The sequence below is a fragment of the Kastovskya adunca genome, assembly GCF_059505785.1.
This window is the reverse complement of sequence record NZ_JCACLG010000055.1, coordinates 1-16,873: the sequence shown is the minus strand read 5'-3', so window position 1 is coordinate 16,873 and position 16,873 is coordinate 1. Positions and strand designations below refer to the sequence as shown.

15 protein-coding genes are annotated in these 16,873 nt (G+C 48.2%); 11 read left to right on the top strand and 4 right to left on the bottom strand.

Features of this window, described 5'->3' with window-relative positions:
- Nucleotides 1–238, top strand: a 238-nt coding sequence (locus AC5JR3_RS20865) for a hypothetical protein (protein ID WP_495848491.1), incomplete at its 5' end; no start/stop codon positions are given.
- Between the two features lie 142 nt (nucleotides 239–380).
- Nucleotides 381–1,283, top strand: coding sequence for a thermonuclease family protein (locus AC5JR3_RS20860; protein WP_495848490.1), 903 nt, complete (start codon nucleotides 381–383; stop codon nucleotides 1,281–1,283).
- A gap of 76 nt (nucleotides 1,284–1,359) precedes the next feature.
- Here AC5JR3_RS20860 and AC5JR3_RS20855 read toward each other — a convergent pair whose 3' ends face one another.
- Together AC5JR3_RS20855 and AC5JR3_RS20850 are read right to left on the bottom strand one after the other, a co-directional pair.
- Complete coding sequence (locus AC5JR3_RS20855; protein ID WP_495848489.1) at nucleotides 1,360–3,279, bottom strand: S9 family peptidase; 1,920 nt, start codon at nucleotides 3,277–3,279, stop codon at nucleotides 1,360–1,362.
- 163 nt (nucleotides 3,280–3,442) lie between these two features.
- Nucleotides 3,443–3,619: a hypothetical protein gene (locus tag AC5JR3_RS20850; protein WP_495848488.1), complete on the bottom strand. Its 177-nt coding sequence runs from the start codon at nucleotides 3,617–3,619 to the stop codon at nucleotides 3,443–3,445.
- A gap of 179 nt (nucleotides 3,620–3,798) precedes the next feature.
- Here AC5JR3_RS20850 and AC5JR3_RS20845 point away from each other — a divergent pair, with 179 nt between their 5' ends.
- On the top strand, nucleotides 3,799–4,191 hold the full coding sequence (locus AC5JR3_RS20845; RefSeq protein ID WP_495848487.1) for an endonuclease domain-containing protein: 393 nt from the start codon (nucleotides 3,799–3,801) through the stop codon (nucleotides 4,189–4,191).
- 168 nt (nucleotides 4,192–4,359) lie between these two features.
- Here the strand turns inward: AC5JR3_RS20845 and AC5JR3_RS20840 are convergent, their stop codons facing one another.
- Nucleotides 4,360–4,572 carry a hypothetical protein gene (locus AC5JR3_RS20840; RefSeq protein WP_495848486.1) on the bottom strand — a complete coding sequence of 71 codons (213 nt, stop codon included), beginning with the start codon at nucleotides 4,570–4,572 and terminating at the stop codon, nucleotides 4,360–4,362.
- Between the two features lie 493 nt (nucleotides 4,573–5,065).
- On the opposite strand from AC5JR3_RS20840, the gene AC5JR3_RS20835 reads away from it, so the two are divergent.
- From AC5JR3_RS20835 to arsC, 6 genes are all read left to right on the top strand, one after another.
- Nucleotides 5,066–6,223: an NAD-dependent epimerase/dehydratase family protein gene (locus AC5JR3_RS20835; RefSeq protein ID WP_495848485.1), complete on the top strand. Its 1,158-nt coding sequence runs from the start codon at nucleotides 5,066–5,068 to the stop codon at nucleotides 6,221–6,223.
- Nucleotides 6,224–6,605: 382 nt separating this feature from the next.
- Nucleotides 6,606–7,739, top strand: a complete 1,134-nt coding sequence (locus AC5JR3_RS20830) for a glycosyltransferase (protein ID WP_495848484.1) — start codon at nucleotides 6,606–6,608, stop codon at nucleotides 7,737–7,739.
- Between the two features lie 228 nt (nucleotides 7,740–7,967).
- Nucleotides 7,968–10,640 (top strand): GAF domain-containing protein, encoded by a 2,673-nt coding sequence (locus AC5JR3_RS20825; protein ID WP_495848483.1) that lies wholly within the window; start codon nucleotides 7,968–7,970, stop codon nucleotides 10,638–10,640.
- Nucleotides 10,641–10,744: 104 nt separating this feature from the next.
- Nucleotides 10,745–11,083, top strand: a complete 339-nt coding sequence (locus AC5JR3_RS20820) for an ArsR/SmtB family transcription factor (protein WP_495848482.1) — start codon at nucleotides 10,745–10,747, stop codon at nucleotides 11,081–11,083.
- Nucleotides 11,084–11,353: 270 nt separating this feature from the next.
- Complete coding sequence (arsB, locus tag AC5JR3_RS20815) at nucleotides 11,354–12,508, top strand: ACR3 family arsenite efflux transporter (RefSeq protein WP_495848481.1); 1,155 nt, start codon at nucleotides 11,354–11,356, stop codon at nucleotides 12,506–12,508.
- 132 nt (nucleotides 12,509–12,640) lie between these two features.
- Nucleotides 12,641–13,084: an arsenate reductase, glutathione/glutaredoxin type gene (arsC, locus tag AC5JR3_RS20810; RefSeq protein WP_495848480.1), complete on the top strand. Its 444-nt coding sequence runs from the start codon at nucleotides 12,641–12,643 to the stop codon at nucleotides 13,082–13,084.
- A 185-nt stretch (nucleotides 13,085–13,269) separates the two neighbouring features.
- On the opposite strand, the gene AC5JR3_RS20805 is transcribed toward arsC, so the two are convergent.
- Entirely contained in the window at nucleotides 13,270–13,551 is a 282-nt protein-coding gene (locus AC5JR3_RS20805) for a DUF7219 family protein (RefSeq protein WP_495848479.1), read from the bottom strand.
- A gap of 101 nt (nucleotides 13,552–13,652) precedes the next feature.
- Here AC5JR3_RS20805 and purC point away from each other — a divergent pair, with 101 nt between their 5' ends.
- Together purC and AC5JR3_RS20795 are read left to right on the top strand one after the other, a co-directional pair.
- Nucleotides 13,653–14,390 (top strand): phosphoribosylaminoimidazolesuccinocarboxamide synthase, encoded by a 738-nt coding sequence (purC, locus tag AC5JR3_RS20800; protein ID WP_495848478.1) that lies wholly within the window; start codon nucleotides 13,653–13,655, stop codon nucleotides 14,388–14,390.
- A gap of 166 nt (nucleotides 14,391–14,556) precedes the next feature.
- Nucleotides 14,557–16,791 (top strand): BamA/TamA family outer membrane protein, encoded by a 2,235-nt coding sequence (locus AC5JR3_RS20795; RefSeq protein ID WP_495848492.1) that lies wholly within the window; start codon nucleotides 14,557–14,559, stop codon nucleotides 16,789–16,791.
- The last annotated feature ends 82 nt before the right edge of the window (nucleotides 16,792–16,873 follow it).

Here is a 16,873-nt window from a genome sequence, read left to right as displayed (position 1 = left end):
ATCACAACCGATCAAACCTTGTGCAGGGGGTCTGGGGGAGGCACTCATCCCCCAGTGGGGGGATTGGGGGGAAGCCCCCCCAAGCTGGGTTTTTCTCAAAAACAACTATTTGCCGCTTAAGTCAGTGCCATTAGCGTTAAGCGCGATCGCTAACTCTATGCTTCAACTACACTTTGATGCCGTATTCTGGTCACAGCATCATCGAAACATGAGGCATAATCGGGTAGTCTGGCACTAAATTCAGCGCCAATTTCTAGGCAATTATTAACCCCATCCTTACCTAAATTTAACCTTGTTTCTAATTATTACACCCTCCGGAAGGTTGATTAAGGATGCGGAAGAAAAACTTACTACAGCACTTAAATTTTCAGGACAAAAGTATGGGAACTAAAATTGAAAATCTTCAAGTCACCAAAGTTATAGATGGTGACACCATCAAAGTCTTACTAAATGGTAAAGAAGAGTCTTTACGGCTAATTTGTGTAGACACCGAAGAAAGTCAGCCGGGTGGTTCAAAGCCTGTAACAGAGGCGGGAAAAGCCGCATCCGCAATGGCGAAACAATACTTTGCAACGGCGAATGACGAACTAGTGCAAGTAGACATTGAGTTTGATACCGATGATTCAGTGGAGGTTTCCTTAGAAAAACATCGGGATAACTACGGTCGCCTCCTCTGTTATATCTATAAAGGTGAAGAAAACTACAACATAAAGCTGGTTGAAGAAGGATGGAGTCCTTATTTTGTTAAATATGGCTACTCTCGGCTGTATCACCGCCAAATGACGGCAGCCGAAGCGGAAGCACAAGCTAATAATTTAGTAATTTGGAATCCGCTAACTAATGTGCGAGGGACAACTCGTGACTACACGACTCTTCTTCCTTGGTGGTTTATGCGCGGCGCGATTGTCGAAGAACACCGCTTGTCAGAAACGACATCGGGAGTGCTTTCTGTGCGATTAGATTACCCAAAAATATTGGAAGCTGCTCAAACAAATCAACGAATTACTATTTTTTGTGACTTGCAAGGGGGTATTAATAAATCATTAGGTGGCGGGGCGTTAATTTTTGCCGGATCAACATTTCACAGATTTGATTTGTGGATACCTAATGCTTACAGTGAGGAACGCGCCCCCTTGATGCGGCTGATTGCAACGCGCTATGCGGGAATGGGACGAGGGTACGTATATGTCAGCGGCGAAGTAAAAATGTATCAAGAAAAGCCGGAAATTGTGCTGACGGGAGTAGAACAACTTTCAGACTTTCCCCCAGGAGGTATTGCTTAAAAATTCCCCCATCTCCTCTAAGTTCACACTAGGAGGGATGGGGGAAAGGTGCTTAATTTATGGACAAAACGGGCTTTTAAACGTTGACGTTTACTTTAGTAACGATGCCTGAATGACCTTCAACCTTGTCTGCGGGTTCGGCTTGACCGCCGAGATAATTGGCGAGGAACTCTTCAGCGATCGCGTAAAAATGCAAGCGGTTCTCCGGACGAGCAAAGCCGTGACCTTCGTCAGTGTAAACGACGTACTCCACAGGCTTCCCTGCTTCTCGCATCGCCTCTACAATTTGCTCGCTTTCGGCTTGCTTCACCCGTGGATCATTAGCACCTTGACCGATCAGTAAGGGCTTCTGGATACGGTCAACATAAAATAGAGGCGATCGCTCTTTCAGGAACTCCTCTTCCGTCTCTAGATTACCGACACGGTGGTACATATTCGCCAGCAACGGTGCCCAATAGGGAGGAATACTCTTCATCAGCGTCACCAAGTTGCTGGGACCAACAATATCTACTCCCGCCGCAAACACATCCGGCGTATAGGTTAAGCCCACCAGCGCGGCATAACCACCGTAGGAACCGCCCATAATAGCGACTTTTTCCGGGTCAGCAATACCCTGTTCTATTAACCAATTGACGCCATCAATTAGATCATCGTGCATGGTGGCTGCCCATTGACGATTTCCCGCATTCAGGAAATCCTTACCGTAGCCAGTCGAACCCCGGAAGTTGACTTGCAGCACGGCATAGCCCCGGTTTGCCAGCCACTGCACAATTGGGCTGTAGCCCCAGGTATCCCGCGCCCAAGGGCCACCATGGACGAGAAGCACGGTAGGTAAGTTTTTCGCTTCTAAACCAGCGGGGGTTGTTAAGTAGCCGTGAATGGTTAGTCCATCCCGTGCTGAGTAGGAAATGGGCTGCATTGCTGCCAGTGGCAAGGCTTCTAGGGCAGGTTGATTGCTAAAGAGTAAGGTGCTGGACTTGGAGGCGCGGTCGTAGGTGTAGTAGTATACCGGGCCATCATCCATCCCGTAGGCGACTAGCCACTGGTCATCCGCTAGGGTGCGGCTGCTGATGCCGAATTCGCCTTCCCGGACTTGGGCGATCGCTTCAAAATCTGCGGCAATACTTTCATCTAAAATTTGCCACTCTACTTTGTCTTTGTAGAAAGAAACCGCCTCGATGACTCGCGAGGTCGGGTGCATGACAATACTGCCCACATCATATTGTTCATCTGCTGCGACCACTGTTTCTTCGCGGCTGTCCAGATTCAAGGCAATCAGACGCTGGGCGTTAACATCGTGAGAGCCAATCATGTACAGGGTGTTGTTATCAGCAGAAAATGCTACTGCCCCACCTTCATCATCCGCTCCCCAGTGCCGGATAATTTCCCATTCTGAATCAACTGTTTCTCGATACATCAAATCCGAACCGCCATCCGGCGTTGCGGCTGTCGCTGCCCGAATTTGGAACTTGGCATCTGCCGTCCAGCTAACGATATTACCAGGGTTATCTGTATCAAATTCAACAGCACCGTTATTGAGGTTGATGCGGTAAACATCAAACTTTTGGCGGTCTTTGAGGTTTAAGCCAACGATGACTTCATCAGGAAATTCGTGGTCTAGCTCGATAGGTTGGGCTTTTACGCCTTGGAAGGGGGTTAAGTCGCGAACGACATCGGACTGAATATTGACTGAGTAGAGGTGAAAGTTCTCGTCACCGTCGGAATCTTGCAGATAAATCAGTTGTTCTGGGTTATAAGTCCAGAAATACATCCGGATACCGCGCTTTTTGTCTTCTGTCAGCTGGCGGTGATCATCTTGTCCGACTGTCTGCAACCACACCTGCAAGACGTTGTTCTCGTCAGGCGCGATATAGGCTAGATACTTTCCATCCGGTGAGAGTTGGGGACGGGTACGTTCTGGGTTTCCGAATAGCACTTCACGCGGAATCAGAGGAGGAAGTTGAGTAGCTGATTCTGCGGTAATTGAACTTTGCATACTGACGCTTTTTAAAGAAACTGCTTTCAAAATATGGCAGGTTGGCTGGGTTGCGCTTCGTCTTGCTGATTCACCTGAACGGGTGAGCGATCGCAACCGACCTCACTAATTCCTATCCTTTACATTTTGTTATTTTTTTTTGACACAGGTGGTAGAGCTATCCTCACTTGCGTCTAAACCATTTGGAGGTAGTTCGTATGTTATCGCCGTTGTGATGGGGCGATCGCGTTGTGTTTTCTGTTGTGGGTTGATGGCAGAGTAAAAAAAAGGGCGATCGCTGCTGTTTTTTGATAGTTAGCTGGTAATCCTGGTCTGTAGTTGGTGTGATTGCTGTACACACATCTCTGTACAAAACTGAAATCCTCGGAGATCCCCCTCGCATCCCTTTTAAAAAGGGAGACTAAGATTTCTATTCCCCCCTTTTTAAGGGGGGCTAGGGGGGATCGAACGGTGGAAAGTCCTCTCGCCCAACTTGTGTGTACACCGTAGCCTTTTTAAGGGGGGAACTGGGGGATCTAAATGAACTGGAGTAATACAGATTTTCACTTACCCTACAACCGACAACTAATAGAAAAGGCAAAAGAACTCCGAAAAAATATGACGCCAGCCGAGAAAAAGCTGTGGTATGGCTATCTAAAAACCTTCAAGTTTCGGGTGTTGCGGCAAAGACCAATTGATAATTTTATAGTTGATTTTTTCTGTGCTCAGTTGAAGTTAGTAATTGAGGTGGATGGAGAGAGTCATTTTACAAATGAGGGCAAAGATTATGACGGGGAAAGAACGCAGATTTTAGAAGGTTATGGGCTGAAGGTTTTGCGGTTTACTAATGATGAGGTGTTGCAGGATTGGGAGGGGGTTTGTTACCGAATTGAAGAGGAGATCCCCCCAACCCCCCTTCAAAAGGGGGGCTAAGATGAGTATGCGATCGCTGCAATTAATATACTTTGTATAAACTGTGCACGCTAAAAATTAGAGGAAGATCAGCCGTTGCTATCGGCTTAACTTACCTGTTTTGGTATATTTTTAGGCGTTTTAAAAAATAAGACTAAATTTACCCCGCAAAATGCAGGCAATAGGGGACTAATAGCGCTCTTGAGCCAGGTCGCGAATTAGGGAAAGTTTGGAACGTAGGTAATCGCTCACGACATGCTCTTCACAAGCATTAAGCGATCGCTCCTGGTTAAATTGCTTCACCAACCATTGAATCAAGCTGGCATCATCTAGTTTTAGCAGTAGATTGGCTTGAGTCGTTTCAACTAAAGACCATAGCTGACGCAACATAGTGGGAGTCATAAAATCTCCTGTTTCGGTAACAACCTTTGCTCTTTAGGCGCGGGGATATTTCCCCAATCTCATCAGTATGAGCATTTTAGCTCAATACTCAGGCTTAAGAATTTCTTTAGAATTCCTTTGCCCCTTCTACAATAGCCGATCTAGAGATACCAGAAACCAGATCGCACAAGATGATACAAGAGTTACCATACGCTTAACAAAGCGCACATTAACTTGACACAAGCAGGGATATCTGCCAAAAACTGAGGGTTTATAGCAATAATATGAGATTTTATATCAAAACTATAAGGAAACGGATTATAACTTCCTCCTGGCTGGCTTTTTTCATCCTTTAACCCTTCAGACTCATTCCCTTTCCCCCTGTCCCTCGCTCCCTAACTCCTCCCCTCCCTAGCTTTCTAGCTCCCCCGCTTATTTCCCATCGCCTGCTCTGTTGGGTACCCAAACCTGGTACATTTACCGAGTATTAGCAAGCAAACTTTATTGATTGATTATGAAGGTCCTGGTTATTGGCGGTGATGGCTATTGCGGTTGGGCAACCGCCCTTTATCTTTCCAATCGAGGCTACGAAGTCGGCATTATAGATAGCTTAGTGCGACGGCACTGGGACTCAGAACTAGGCGTCGAAACTCTAACCCCCATCGCACCAATTCACCAACGTCTACAGCGCTGGCAAGATCTTACAGGGAAGTCAATTGACCTGTTTGTGGGCGATATTACCAACTTTGAGTTTCTCAGCAAGGCGATGCACCAGTTTGAGCCAGAAGCGGTGGTTCACTTTGGCGAACAGCGTTCAGCTCCCTTCTCAATGATTGACCGCGATCACGCCGTCTTGACTCAGGTTAACAACGTCGTGGGAACGCTGAATCTCCTCTATGTAATGCGAGAAGATTTCCCTGACTGCCATTTAGTCAAACTGGGGACGATGGGTGAGTACGGTACTCCCAACATCGATATTGAAGAAGGCTACATCACCATCGAACACAACGGGCGCAAAGATACCCTCCCTTATCCCAAGCAACCGGGTAGCTTCTACCACCTCAGCAAAGTCCACGACAGCCACAACATCCAATTTGCTTGCAAAATCTGGGGACTGCGCGCCACTGATTTGAACCAGGGAGTCGTCTACGGTGTCTTGACGGAAGAAACCGGAATGGACGAACTCCTGATTAACCGCCTCGACTACGACGGAGTGTTTGGCACAGCACTAAACCGCTTCTGCATCCAAGCGGCAATTGGTCATCCCCTAACGGTTTATGGCAAAGGCGGACAGACTCGCAGCTTTTTAGATATCCGCGATACGGTGCGGTGTATCGAAATTGCGATCGCTAACCCCGCCGAACCGGGTCAATTCCGAGTCTTTAACCAGTTCACTGAGTTATTTAGTATCAGTGACTTGGCGATGATGGTGAAAAAAGCCGGAAGCGCCATGGGGCTAAATGTGGAAATTGATCACCTCGAAAACCCCCGCGTAGAGTTAGAAGAACACTACTTCAACGCCAAAAATACGCAGCTGCTAGATTTGGGTCTACAACCTCACTATTTGTCTGACTCACTACTCGACTCGTTACTAAACTTTGCGACTAAGTATCAGCAGCGCGTTGATAAGAAACAAATTTTGCCAAAAGTTTCTTGGCGTCGTAGTTCTTAGGTTTTTACTAAATGAGCCAGACTCGATCCTCTTGACTGACAATACAGGTAGGCTTAATCAGCCCTGTTGTTAAGCCTACCTTTGAGCACAAATCGGGAAATGACAGCTTTATTTTCAGACAAAAAAGAAAAAAATAGTCCCATAGGAAAGATTTATTTGTTAAAAACTTGCCAAAAATGATTTTTTTGTTGATTGATTTACAGAGTTTTCAATGATATTATTTTACAATGGGAATTCTTTGCGTTTTTATAAAAACCTCATATTTCCATTTTAAAAAAGCATTTCTCCTAACTATATTTTAACTCAAAATCTATCCCGAGTATTTCATCTTTTTTATAAAAACCTGTTAGAATTCACGCGACATTTAGCTACTAGCTAAGATATGCGAATTGCGCTATTTACGGAAACCTTTCTACCCAAAGTTGACGGAATTGTAACGCGACTGCGCCACACCGTTGAACACTTGCAACGCAACGGCGACCAAGTGCTGGTCGTTGCCCCAGATGGTGGCATCACTGAATACAAAGGAGCAAGAGTGTATGGAGTCTCTGGCTTCCCGTTGCCGCTGTACCCTGAGTTAAAGTTAGCGCTACCCCGCCCAGCGATTGGGCATGTCTTGGAAGAGTTTCAGCCAGACTTGATTCATGTGATCAATCCGGCTGTTTTGGGGTTAGGAGGGCTGTACTACGCCAAGGTGATGCAGATTCCCTTAGTGGCGTCTTACCACACCCATTTGCCCCAGTACCTAAAGCACTACGGCTTGGGGATGCTAGAGGGAGTGATGTGGGAATTAATCAAAGCCAGTCACAATCAAGCCCAGCTCAATTTGTGTACGTCCACTGCCATGGTGCAGGAACTCATCGACCACGATGTGGAACGAGTAGACTTGTGGCAGCGAGGTGTTGATACAGAGATGTTCCAGCCAAATCTGGCATCAGAAAAAATGCGCCAGCATCTTTCTCAAGGACATCCCGAAAGCCCCATCCTCCTTTACGTGGGGCGAGTAAGTGCGGAAAAAGAAATTGACCGCATTAAACCCGTCTTAGAAGCGATTCCTAATGCACGGCTAGCCATTGTTGGGGATGGGCCACACCGCCAAGCCCTGGAAAAACACTTTGCCGGGACGCCTACTCACTTCGTTGGCTATTTGGCTGGATTGGAACTCGCTTCTGCCTTCGCCTCTGCCGATGCCTTTGTCTTCCCCTCGCGCACAGAGACCCTCGGACTGGTACTCTTGGAAGCGATGGCAGCGGGATGTCCGGTAGTTGCTGCCCGTTCTGGGGGCATTCCGGATATTGTCACCGATGGCGTCAATGGCTACTTGTTCGATCCCACTGATGACCAGGGAGCGATCGCCGCAACCAAGCGTCTTTTAGGAGCGCAAACTGAACGGGAAACCCTACGGCAAAATGCCCGTGCAGAAGCCGAACGTTGGGGCTGGACAGCCGCGACTCGCCAGTTGCAAAATTACTATCGAGCTGTTGTTTATCCTCAGTCAATGACACCAGCTGCGTAGCTGTTAAGGTTTCCACGCGTCTTGCTGCCGTCGTTAAAATGGCATTGCCAGAATTTCCGCTTGTTCCTCCGGGAATCAGCGGATACATTCATAGGTAATAGGAATGAATTTTTTTTCTATCATGAGTAGTGATGGTAGCGATCGCTAAGCAACCCCGATTCTGCTAGTTGTCATTAGTCAGCACCCTAATGACTCACGAGCCCATGACTCACCATCCATGACTAAACTATGACCCTCTCCAACACAGGTAGCGTTCTTGCGACACTGACGCAACTTACCCAACTCAACCGCACCAGCGTCCTGACTCACCGCGTCAAAGACCTGTCTGTTCCTGAGTTTATTTGTTTGCTGGACTTTATCACCGCTGAATTCCAGCAGTTTCTACGGGCGATCGAAATGATCAACAACGAAGCCCTAGAAAGCATGTTAGAGCAGGTCATGGATGCCTTCACTCTAAAGATTGGGCAGATTTTACAAGCTGATCGGACAACAATCTTTTTAGTTGATGCCGAGAAGAGTCAACTTTGGGCAAAAATTCCTCAAGGTGAAACAGGTAAGCCAGTCGAACTACGCATTCCGGTCAATCTGGGGATTGCGGGTCATGTTGCCACCACTGGACAATCACTCAATATTCCCGACGCCTACAACCATCCGCTATTTAACAAAGAAGTAGACGAACGCCCTGGTTATCATACCCAGACGCTGCTGTGTATGCCCATTGTCAGCAGCAATAATCAGGTCGTTGCCGTTGTGCAGCTTCTAAACAAAGCTGGGGGAGTGTCCTTTGATGAGGAAGACGAACAGCACTTCCGGGAGTTTGCCGCCTCTATTAGCATCATCCTGGAAACTTGTCAATCATTTTTAATGGCAGCCCGCAATCAACGGGGGGCGGCTGCCCTCCTGCGGGCAACGGCTTCCTTAGGGCAGAGTTTAGATTTAGAAGCCACGCTGCAATCGGTGATGGATCAAGCGCGGGACTTGATGCAAGCAGACCGCAGCACGCTGTTTCTGCTGAGTAAAGAAACGGGAGAACTGTGGACAAAAGTACTAAATAAAGACGGTACCAAGATTATCCCCATTCGCATCCCTGCCAACCGGGGAATTGCTGGCTACGTCGCCTCTACTCGCCAGCCCCTCAATATATCCGACGCGTACAAAGATCCCCGCTTTGACCCCACTGCCGATCAACGCACCGGGTACATCACTCGCAATATTCTTTGTCTACCTGTATTCAACTCCAGTGGCGATTTAATTGGCGTCACTCAGCTGATCAACAAGAATCAGGGGAGCTTCACCACCTCTGATGAAGAATTTATGCGGGCGTTTAATATTCAAGCGGGAATTGCCCTAGAGAATGCCAAGCTGTTTGAAAATGTCTTGATTGAAAAGCAGTATCAAAAAGACATTTTGCAAAGCCTCTCCGATGCGGTGATTTCAACAGACATGGAGGGGCGGATCGTTACCATCAACGATGCGGCATTGGATTTACTGGGTTTGCCTCGCCAGCAACTGCACAACGCTCAACGGCAACTCTGGGAATACAAACTCACAGGTCGCTACCTTTGGGAAGTGGTGCCAATTGAGCATCTCCAGTTTCGCCTGCAAGATAGCCTAAAAACAGGTGCCAAGCATTACGTACCTGAGCAAAGCTTAACGGTTGGGTTAGTAAAAGAGGCAACGGGAGATTGGGGAGTTGCCAGCAATGGGACAAAGGAGCCGGGGAGCGGGGGAGAGAAGATTCACCTCAACACATCAAAAGAAATCCCCATTACAAATCACAAGTTGCCCGTCACCAATGCTCAATCCCCGGTGACAATTCTGGCAATTCCCGATCACAATAATCCCAACATTTTTCTGCCCTGGAATGAAACACCTTGGGAGGGAGATTCATCCACTTTCCTAGACAAAGAGCAAGTTGATCTGATCGAACGCAGTATTAACTTAACCGTTAATCCCTTAACGAACCCAGAGGGAAAAGTCCGGGGAGGCTTGGTGGTGTTGGAAGATATCAGCAAGGAAAAACGGCTAAAAACGGCGATGTACCGCTATCTCACTCCAGGGGTGGCTGAGCAGGTGATCGCACGAGGTGAGGATGCGCTGATGGTGGGAGAGCGTAAGGATGTGACGATTTTGTTTTCGGACATCCGAGGCTACACCACCATGACGGAGAATATGGGCGCATCGGAGGTGGTGTCACTGCTGAATCAGTATTTTGAAACGATGGTGGAGTCGGTATTTAACCACGGAGGGACTTTAGATAAGTTCATGGGCGATGCGTTGATGGCAGTGTTTGGTGCCCCTCTGCAACTAGAAGACCATGCTGGGCTGGCGATTAAGACAGCCCTAGATATGCGTCAGCGTCTAGCGGCGTTCAATCAGCGACGGATTTTTACGTCGCAACCTCAAATTCGCTTTGGGATTGGAATTAGTTCTGGGGAAGTGGTTTCAGGAAATATCGGTTCACAAAAGCGGATGGATTACACCGTGATTGGCGATGCGGTGAACTTGGGTTCGCGCTTGGAAAGCGTTACCAAAGAGTATGGCTGCGATATTATTTTGAGCGAATATACTTACAAACTTTGCAGCGATCGCATTTGGGCCAGAGAATTAGATAAAATTCGCGTCAAGGGGAAAAACCAAGCCGTCAGGATCTATGAGCTAATTAGCGATCGCACAGAATCCCTCGATAGCAAAACTCAAGAGTTTTTAGAAGTCTACAAGGCAGGGCGGAACGCCTACATGTCGCGAAACTTCCGCAAAGCGATCGCCTATTTCCATGACGCTCACCACCTCCAACCCACTGATCAAGCCGCTGTTGCCCATATAGAACGCGCTCACTACTATCTCAGTAGTCCTCCCCCAGAGACGTGGGATGGCGTTCATATCCTGTCAGCAAAGTAAGGGGCGCTCCCTGTTGATTTTGCAGGTAAAAACACCTTTGTCTAGCCCTCAGCTTTAGCCTCAGGGCAGCTTTTAAAGTAGAACTAACGGTTTAAAAAAACTTGATGCAAACCACTTTCACCCCTTCCTCTACTACCATCATGGCTGGCTTTCATGCCCTATCCGACCCGTTACGGTTTCAGGTGGTAGAGTTGCTACGCTCTCAAGAGCTATGCGTCTGCGAACTATGCGAAAAACTACAGGTTTCCCAGTCTAAATTATCGTTTCACCTCAAAACCCTCAAAGAAGCTGCCTTAGTTCGTCCCCGCCAAGACGGACGCTGGATTTACTACAGCCTTAATCTGCCCCAGTTTGTTGCCCTAGAGCAGTATCTCACCGAGTATCGCCGCTTAGCGGTCATGCTACCAGCTCATCCGTGCTCAGATGATACGCCATCCCTGTAACAACACTTCCTCCTCCCTTCTCCCCAGGCAGTAATCTTTTTTTACTTGACATATCAATTTTTTTTGAAATGATAGAGATGTACCCCAAGGCAAGCCACCGGGGAAAGCCATAAATTCACCCCAGAATCAATGGTCAAATTGGTTCGGATTTAAGCCTTGAACGATGAAGTAGCAGGCTTTTCTTCCTCCTACCTAGTTTCTACACAAAAAATTAAATCAATTTAAATTGATATGTAGCCTTACTGACCCCTGAATTATTGAGGAATCCGCATGAGCACCAATACTCCGCAAGCGAGTCAGCCTGCCGTCAATGCTGGGGGCAAGCTGAGTTTTTTTGAACGATATCTCACCCTTTGGGTGTTCCTATGTATTGTGGCGGGAATTGCCTTGGGCAGGCTATTTCCAGGTGTCGCTGTGGCACTGGATGCCATGAGCTTCTATCAGGTATCGATTCCCATCGCCATCTGCCTGTTCTTCATGATGTATCCCATCATGGTGAAGATTGATTTTACCCAGGCAGCACAAGCCGTTCGTGCCCCTAAGCCAGTGATTCTGACTTTGGTTGTGAACTGGTTGATTAAGCCATTCACAATGGTGGCATTGGCTCAGTTTTTCCTGGGTGGGCTGTTTGCTCCCTGGCTGACAGGTACAGAATTGATTCGCGGTACGGAAGTCACACTAGTGAACTCTTACATCGCCGGAGCGATTTTGTTAGGCATTGCCCCCTGTACCGCGATGGTATTGATGTGGGGGTATCTTTCCTACAGCAACCAGGGACACACCTTAGTCATGGTGGCGGTGAACTCCCTAGCGATGCTGTTCTTGTATGCCCCCTTGGGACGGTGGTTACTCTCAGCCAATGATTTAACCGTGCCTTGGGAAACCATTGTCCTGTCGGTGTTGATTTATGTCGGTTTGCCCTTAATTGCAGGAATGTATAGCCGTTACTGGATTTTTAAACACAAAGGCAGAGAGTGGTTTGAAAGGCGATTTCTGAAGTATCTGACTCCGATTTCTATTACAGCGTTGCTGCTTACTTTGGTACTGCTATTTGCTTTCAAAGGCGAGCTGATCGTTAATAATCCGCTGCACATTTTGTTAATCGCTGTCCCGCTATTTATTCAAACCAATTTCATTTTTCTGATTACCTATGTGGCGGCGTTGAAGCTGAATTTGGCTTATGAAGATGCGGCACCAGCGGCGCTGATTGGCGCGAGCAATCATTTTGAAGTGGCGATCGCTACTGCTGTTATGCTCTTCGGCTTGAACTCTGGCGCGGCACTAGCAACGGTAGTTGGGGTATTAATCGAAGTACCCGTGATGTTGATGTTGGTGGAATTGTGTAAACGCACAGCTATGTGGTTTCCACGGGAGCCAGAAAAAGCAACATTACGCGATCCCCGATGTGTCAGTTCTTTCAAGTAACTTCTACACTAAATTTTTAAATAGGAGAAACATTTATGCTGCTCTAAAAACTTTAATAATTAGCAACATCCTAAAAAACGATCTGCGTATTCTTTCAATTCAAAACCTGAAATACAACCACCAATAACTGCCATGAAACGAGTTATGTTTGTTTGCAAAAAAAACTCCTGTCGCTCCCAAATGGCAGAAGGATTCGCTCGCACCCTCGGAGAAGATAAAATTGCTGTAACCAGTTCGGGATTAGAGGCAAGTCAAGTCAATCCCACGGCAGTTGAGGTGATGTCCGCAATTGGCATTGATATCAGCGCTCAAACTTCCGACGCTCTTAGTGACTTTAAGCCAGAAGACTATGACGCTGTAATTTCCCTCTGCGGCTGCGGCGTCAACTTACCCGACGCTTGGGTACAGCGCGAGGTGTTTCAAGACTGGCAGCTTGATGATCCGGCTGGAGAACCAATAGAGACTTTTTACCGGGTACGAAATGAAATCAAAGAGCGAGTTGAAACATTACTTCAATCCTTGGGTGTCGAGCCTGCATCTGAACAGATCTCAGTCGGTGAGTCGGTGAGTCGGTGAGTCGGGGAGATGAGGGGAGCAGGGGAGCGGAGGAGCAGGGGAGCAGGGGAGATGAGGCGATGAGGCGATGAGGCGATGAGGCGATGAGGCGATGAGGAAAACTGATAACCTCCTTCATACTTCACCCTTCATACTTCACCCTTCATACTTCATACTTCACCCTTCTTCCCATCTCCCCTTAATCTTTAGCTGTGATCTCCACCTTCATCTCCTTGATCGCCCTCATCACCCTGAAAGGGATTTTCCCCAACCTTCAGTTGCTCTTTGCTGCGTTGCAATTGCTTCCAGAGTTCCTTAACTTGACTGTAAGCCTCTTCTGTAGAGATTTTTCCAGAGGTTTCCAGATTACAGATAAAGTTTACCCGTTGAGCAAATTCCTGTAAGTTGGCATTGAAAACCAAATTCTCTGGCTTAACTGGGCCGTAATAACGGCTACGAGGATACAGAAATTCAGACCTATCTGCCACAATTCCCCCTTGTCTTACTTACTTAGTTACTTTAAGTTGTCAATCATCTACAGTCCCCTTTACTAATCTACACACTACCTAGAAAAAGGTTATCTTTCCCCATGTCTGACCCCAAAAAACTTTACGAAGGCAAAGCCAAAATTCTTTATAGCACTGAAGATCCAGATATTCTGTTGACTCATTACAAAGACGACGCGACGGCATTTAATGCCCAAAAACGTGGTCAGATTGTCGGTAAAGGGGAAATGAATTGCGCGATCGCGAACGCCCTCTTTCAGTTGCTAGAAGCCGCCGGAGTCGCCACCCACTACATTGATTGCCCTGCTCCCAACCAAATGCGCGTCCGCCGCGTGGAAATCGTGCCATTGGAAGTGGTGGTGAGAAACATTGCCGCCGGGAGTCTCTGCAAACAGACAGGCTTACCGGAGGGGAAAATACTACCCCAACCCTTAGTGGAGTTTTACTACAAAGATGATGCTTTGGGCGATCCCTTGTTGACACGCGATCGCCTCTTACTGCTCGACCTTGCCACCCCCGAACAGATAGAAGAATTACAACGGCAAGCTTTGCAAATCAACACTATCTTGAGCGACTTTTTCTTGAGCTGTGACATTACCTTAGTAGACTTCAAGCTGGAATTTGGTTTAACCAGCGATCGCCAACTCATCCTTGCCGATGAAATCAGCCCCGACACCTGCCGCCTCTGGAACCGAGGAGAAACAGACCCCGATCGCCGCGTCATGGACAAAGACCGCTTCCGTCGGGACTTGGGGCAAGTGGAAAATGCCTACCAACAAGTCTTGGAACGCGTCTTATCAGCCACCAGTTCAGCGGGATAAACAGGCAATTTAAAAATTTATTTACAACTAGCCAACCAAGCGCGGTAAAATTTCTCAGCCGAGCTTCGGGTAAGAAATGGAACTTCTTTCCCAATCCTCAGTCGGTGAATGAGTCTGTTAGCTGCAGATTTATTGGTGTGTGGAAGTGTCCAAAGGCCTCAAAGACATGCGCTTATCTCCCTTGTTAGCAGCAGCACTTGCTGCATCAGCCACTTTCGGTATATCCAAACCCATTCATGGGCAAACTATTGACCAGCCCCCCCTGGATATAGATATAGAACAGAAAGAACCAGCAAGCAGCGAGATATTGCCGCCCGCTGGAACAGTATCCACAAAGCCTTCTGGTTCAATTTCTCAGTCTATATACGTTGATCAAAATGCTGTTTCCGTTGCGGTGGAACAGCAAGAGCCAACAGCAGTGAATTCAGCCGTAGCAGAGTATCCCGTCAAGACGATTAGCAACAACAACGTTGTCGTCGAGACGCTATCTGTACCGGAATCCGCCAGCACGAATCCTTTGAGGGCACAGGCTCCTCTGGAACCCGCTCCCGCCCCCGATACTGAAGCCCAGCCAACTGAAGCCCAGCCAACTGAAGCCCAGCCAAACGAGGCAACAGACCCCCGCGTGCTAGTTTCTGAAGTGGTTGTACAGGGGGCGGAAGGAGACCTGGAAAACGCAGTCTATCGAGCCATTCGCACCGTTCCTGGTCGAACAACTACTCGTTCTCAGCTTCAGGAAGATGTTAATGCGGTTTTTGCCACCGGATTCTTCCAGGATGTAGAAGTTGTCCCTGAAGACACTCCCCTAGGAGTACGCATCACCTTTGCCGTAGAACCCAACCCAGTATTGCGTAATGTGAATGTCTCCACAGTGCCCCCTGAAGGGGAGCGCGTACTGCCTCAAGACGTAGTTGATAGAATTTTTGGGGAGCAGTACGGTCGTATTCTCAACCTGCGAGACTTGCAGCGGGGTGTTCAGGAGTTAAATGCTTATTACAAAGAACAAGGGTTTGACTTAGCTCAGGTCGTTGATGCCAGTCAGGCGGACGAGACGGGTACCGTGACGCTGACGGTGGCAGAAGGGGTCATTGAAAATATCCGGGTACGCTTTCTCAACGAAGATGGCGAAGCGACTACCGAAGAAGGTGAACCAGTTGAGGGTCGAACCCGTGACTTCATCGTCACGCGAGAAATTCAATTGGAACCGGGAGATGTTTTCAATCGACAGACCGCCGAACGAGATTTGCGGAGGATCTTCGAGTTAGGAATCTTTGAAGATGTACGGCTTTCCTTTGAGCCGGGTACCGACCCTCGCCAAGTTGACTTAGTTGTCGATGTCATTGAACGGAATACAGGTTCTATTGCGGCGGGTCTGGGGATCAGTTCTGCGAGTGGATTGTTTGGCACCGTCAGCTATCAAGAGCAAAACCTGGGGGGAAATAATCAAACCCTCGGTGCAGAGGTGCAAGTCGGTCAGCGGGAACTGCTGTTTGATGTCCGCTTTACCGATCCTTGGATTGGCGGTGACCCTTACCGCACCTCCTACACCGTCAATGCCTTCCGGCGACGGTCGATTTCTCTAATTTTTGATGGCGGTGACGTAGATGTTAACCTGCCGGATGGCGATCGCCCACGCATCCTCCGAACAGGAGGCGGCATCAGCTTTAGCCGTCCTCTGGCTCCAGATCCCTTTACCAGAAGCCCATGGACAGCAAGCGCCGGATTGCAGTACCAAGCAATTTCTGTCCGGGATAGTGATGGTAACATCCAACCGAGAGATGAGCTAGGCAATCCCGTTAGCTTCAATGAAGACGGGACAGACCAATTACTCACTGTCCAATTAGGGGCAGTGCGCGATCTCCGCAACAACCCCCTCCAACCCACAAGTGGTTCTCTCCTGCGATTCGGTGTTGAGCAGTCTATTCCCTTGGGTGGTATTTTCCTCAATCGCCTGCGGGGTAGTTACAGTCAGTACGTTCCTGTGAACTTCACCAATTTTTCTGAAGGAGCAGAAGCCTTTGCCTTTAATGTCCAAGCGGGAACAGTACTAGGAGATTTGCCTCCCTACGAAGCTTTCTCCCTCGGTGGCAGTAACTCAGTCCGGGGCTACGATGAAGGAGACGTTGGGGCAGGACGGAGTTTTATTCAGGCAACTGCTGAGTATCGCTTTCCTATCTTGCCAATCATTGGTGGGGCTGTCTTTGTAGACTACGCCAGCGACCTGGGTACGGGAGACAACGTTCCTGGCAACCCAGCAGGCGTCCGTGGCAAACCCGGTGGTGGATTTGGCTATGGTGTTGGCGTTCGCGTCAACTCTCCCCTTGGCCCAATTCGGGTTGACTACGGTATCAATGATGATGGGGATAGCCGTATCCACTTTGGGATTGGAGAACGATTTTAAGAAGTGTGAAGGATGAAGGATGAAGGATGAAGGGTGAAGGATGAAGGGTGAAGGATGAAGGGTGAAGGATGAAGGGTGAAGG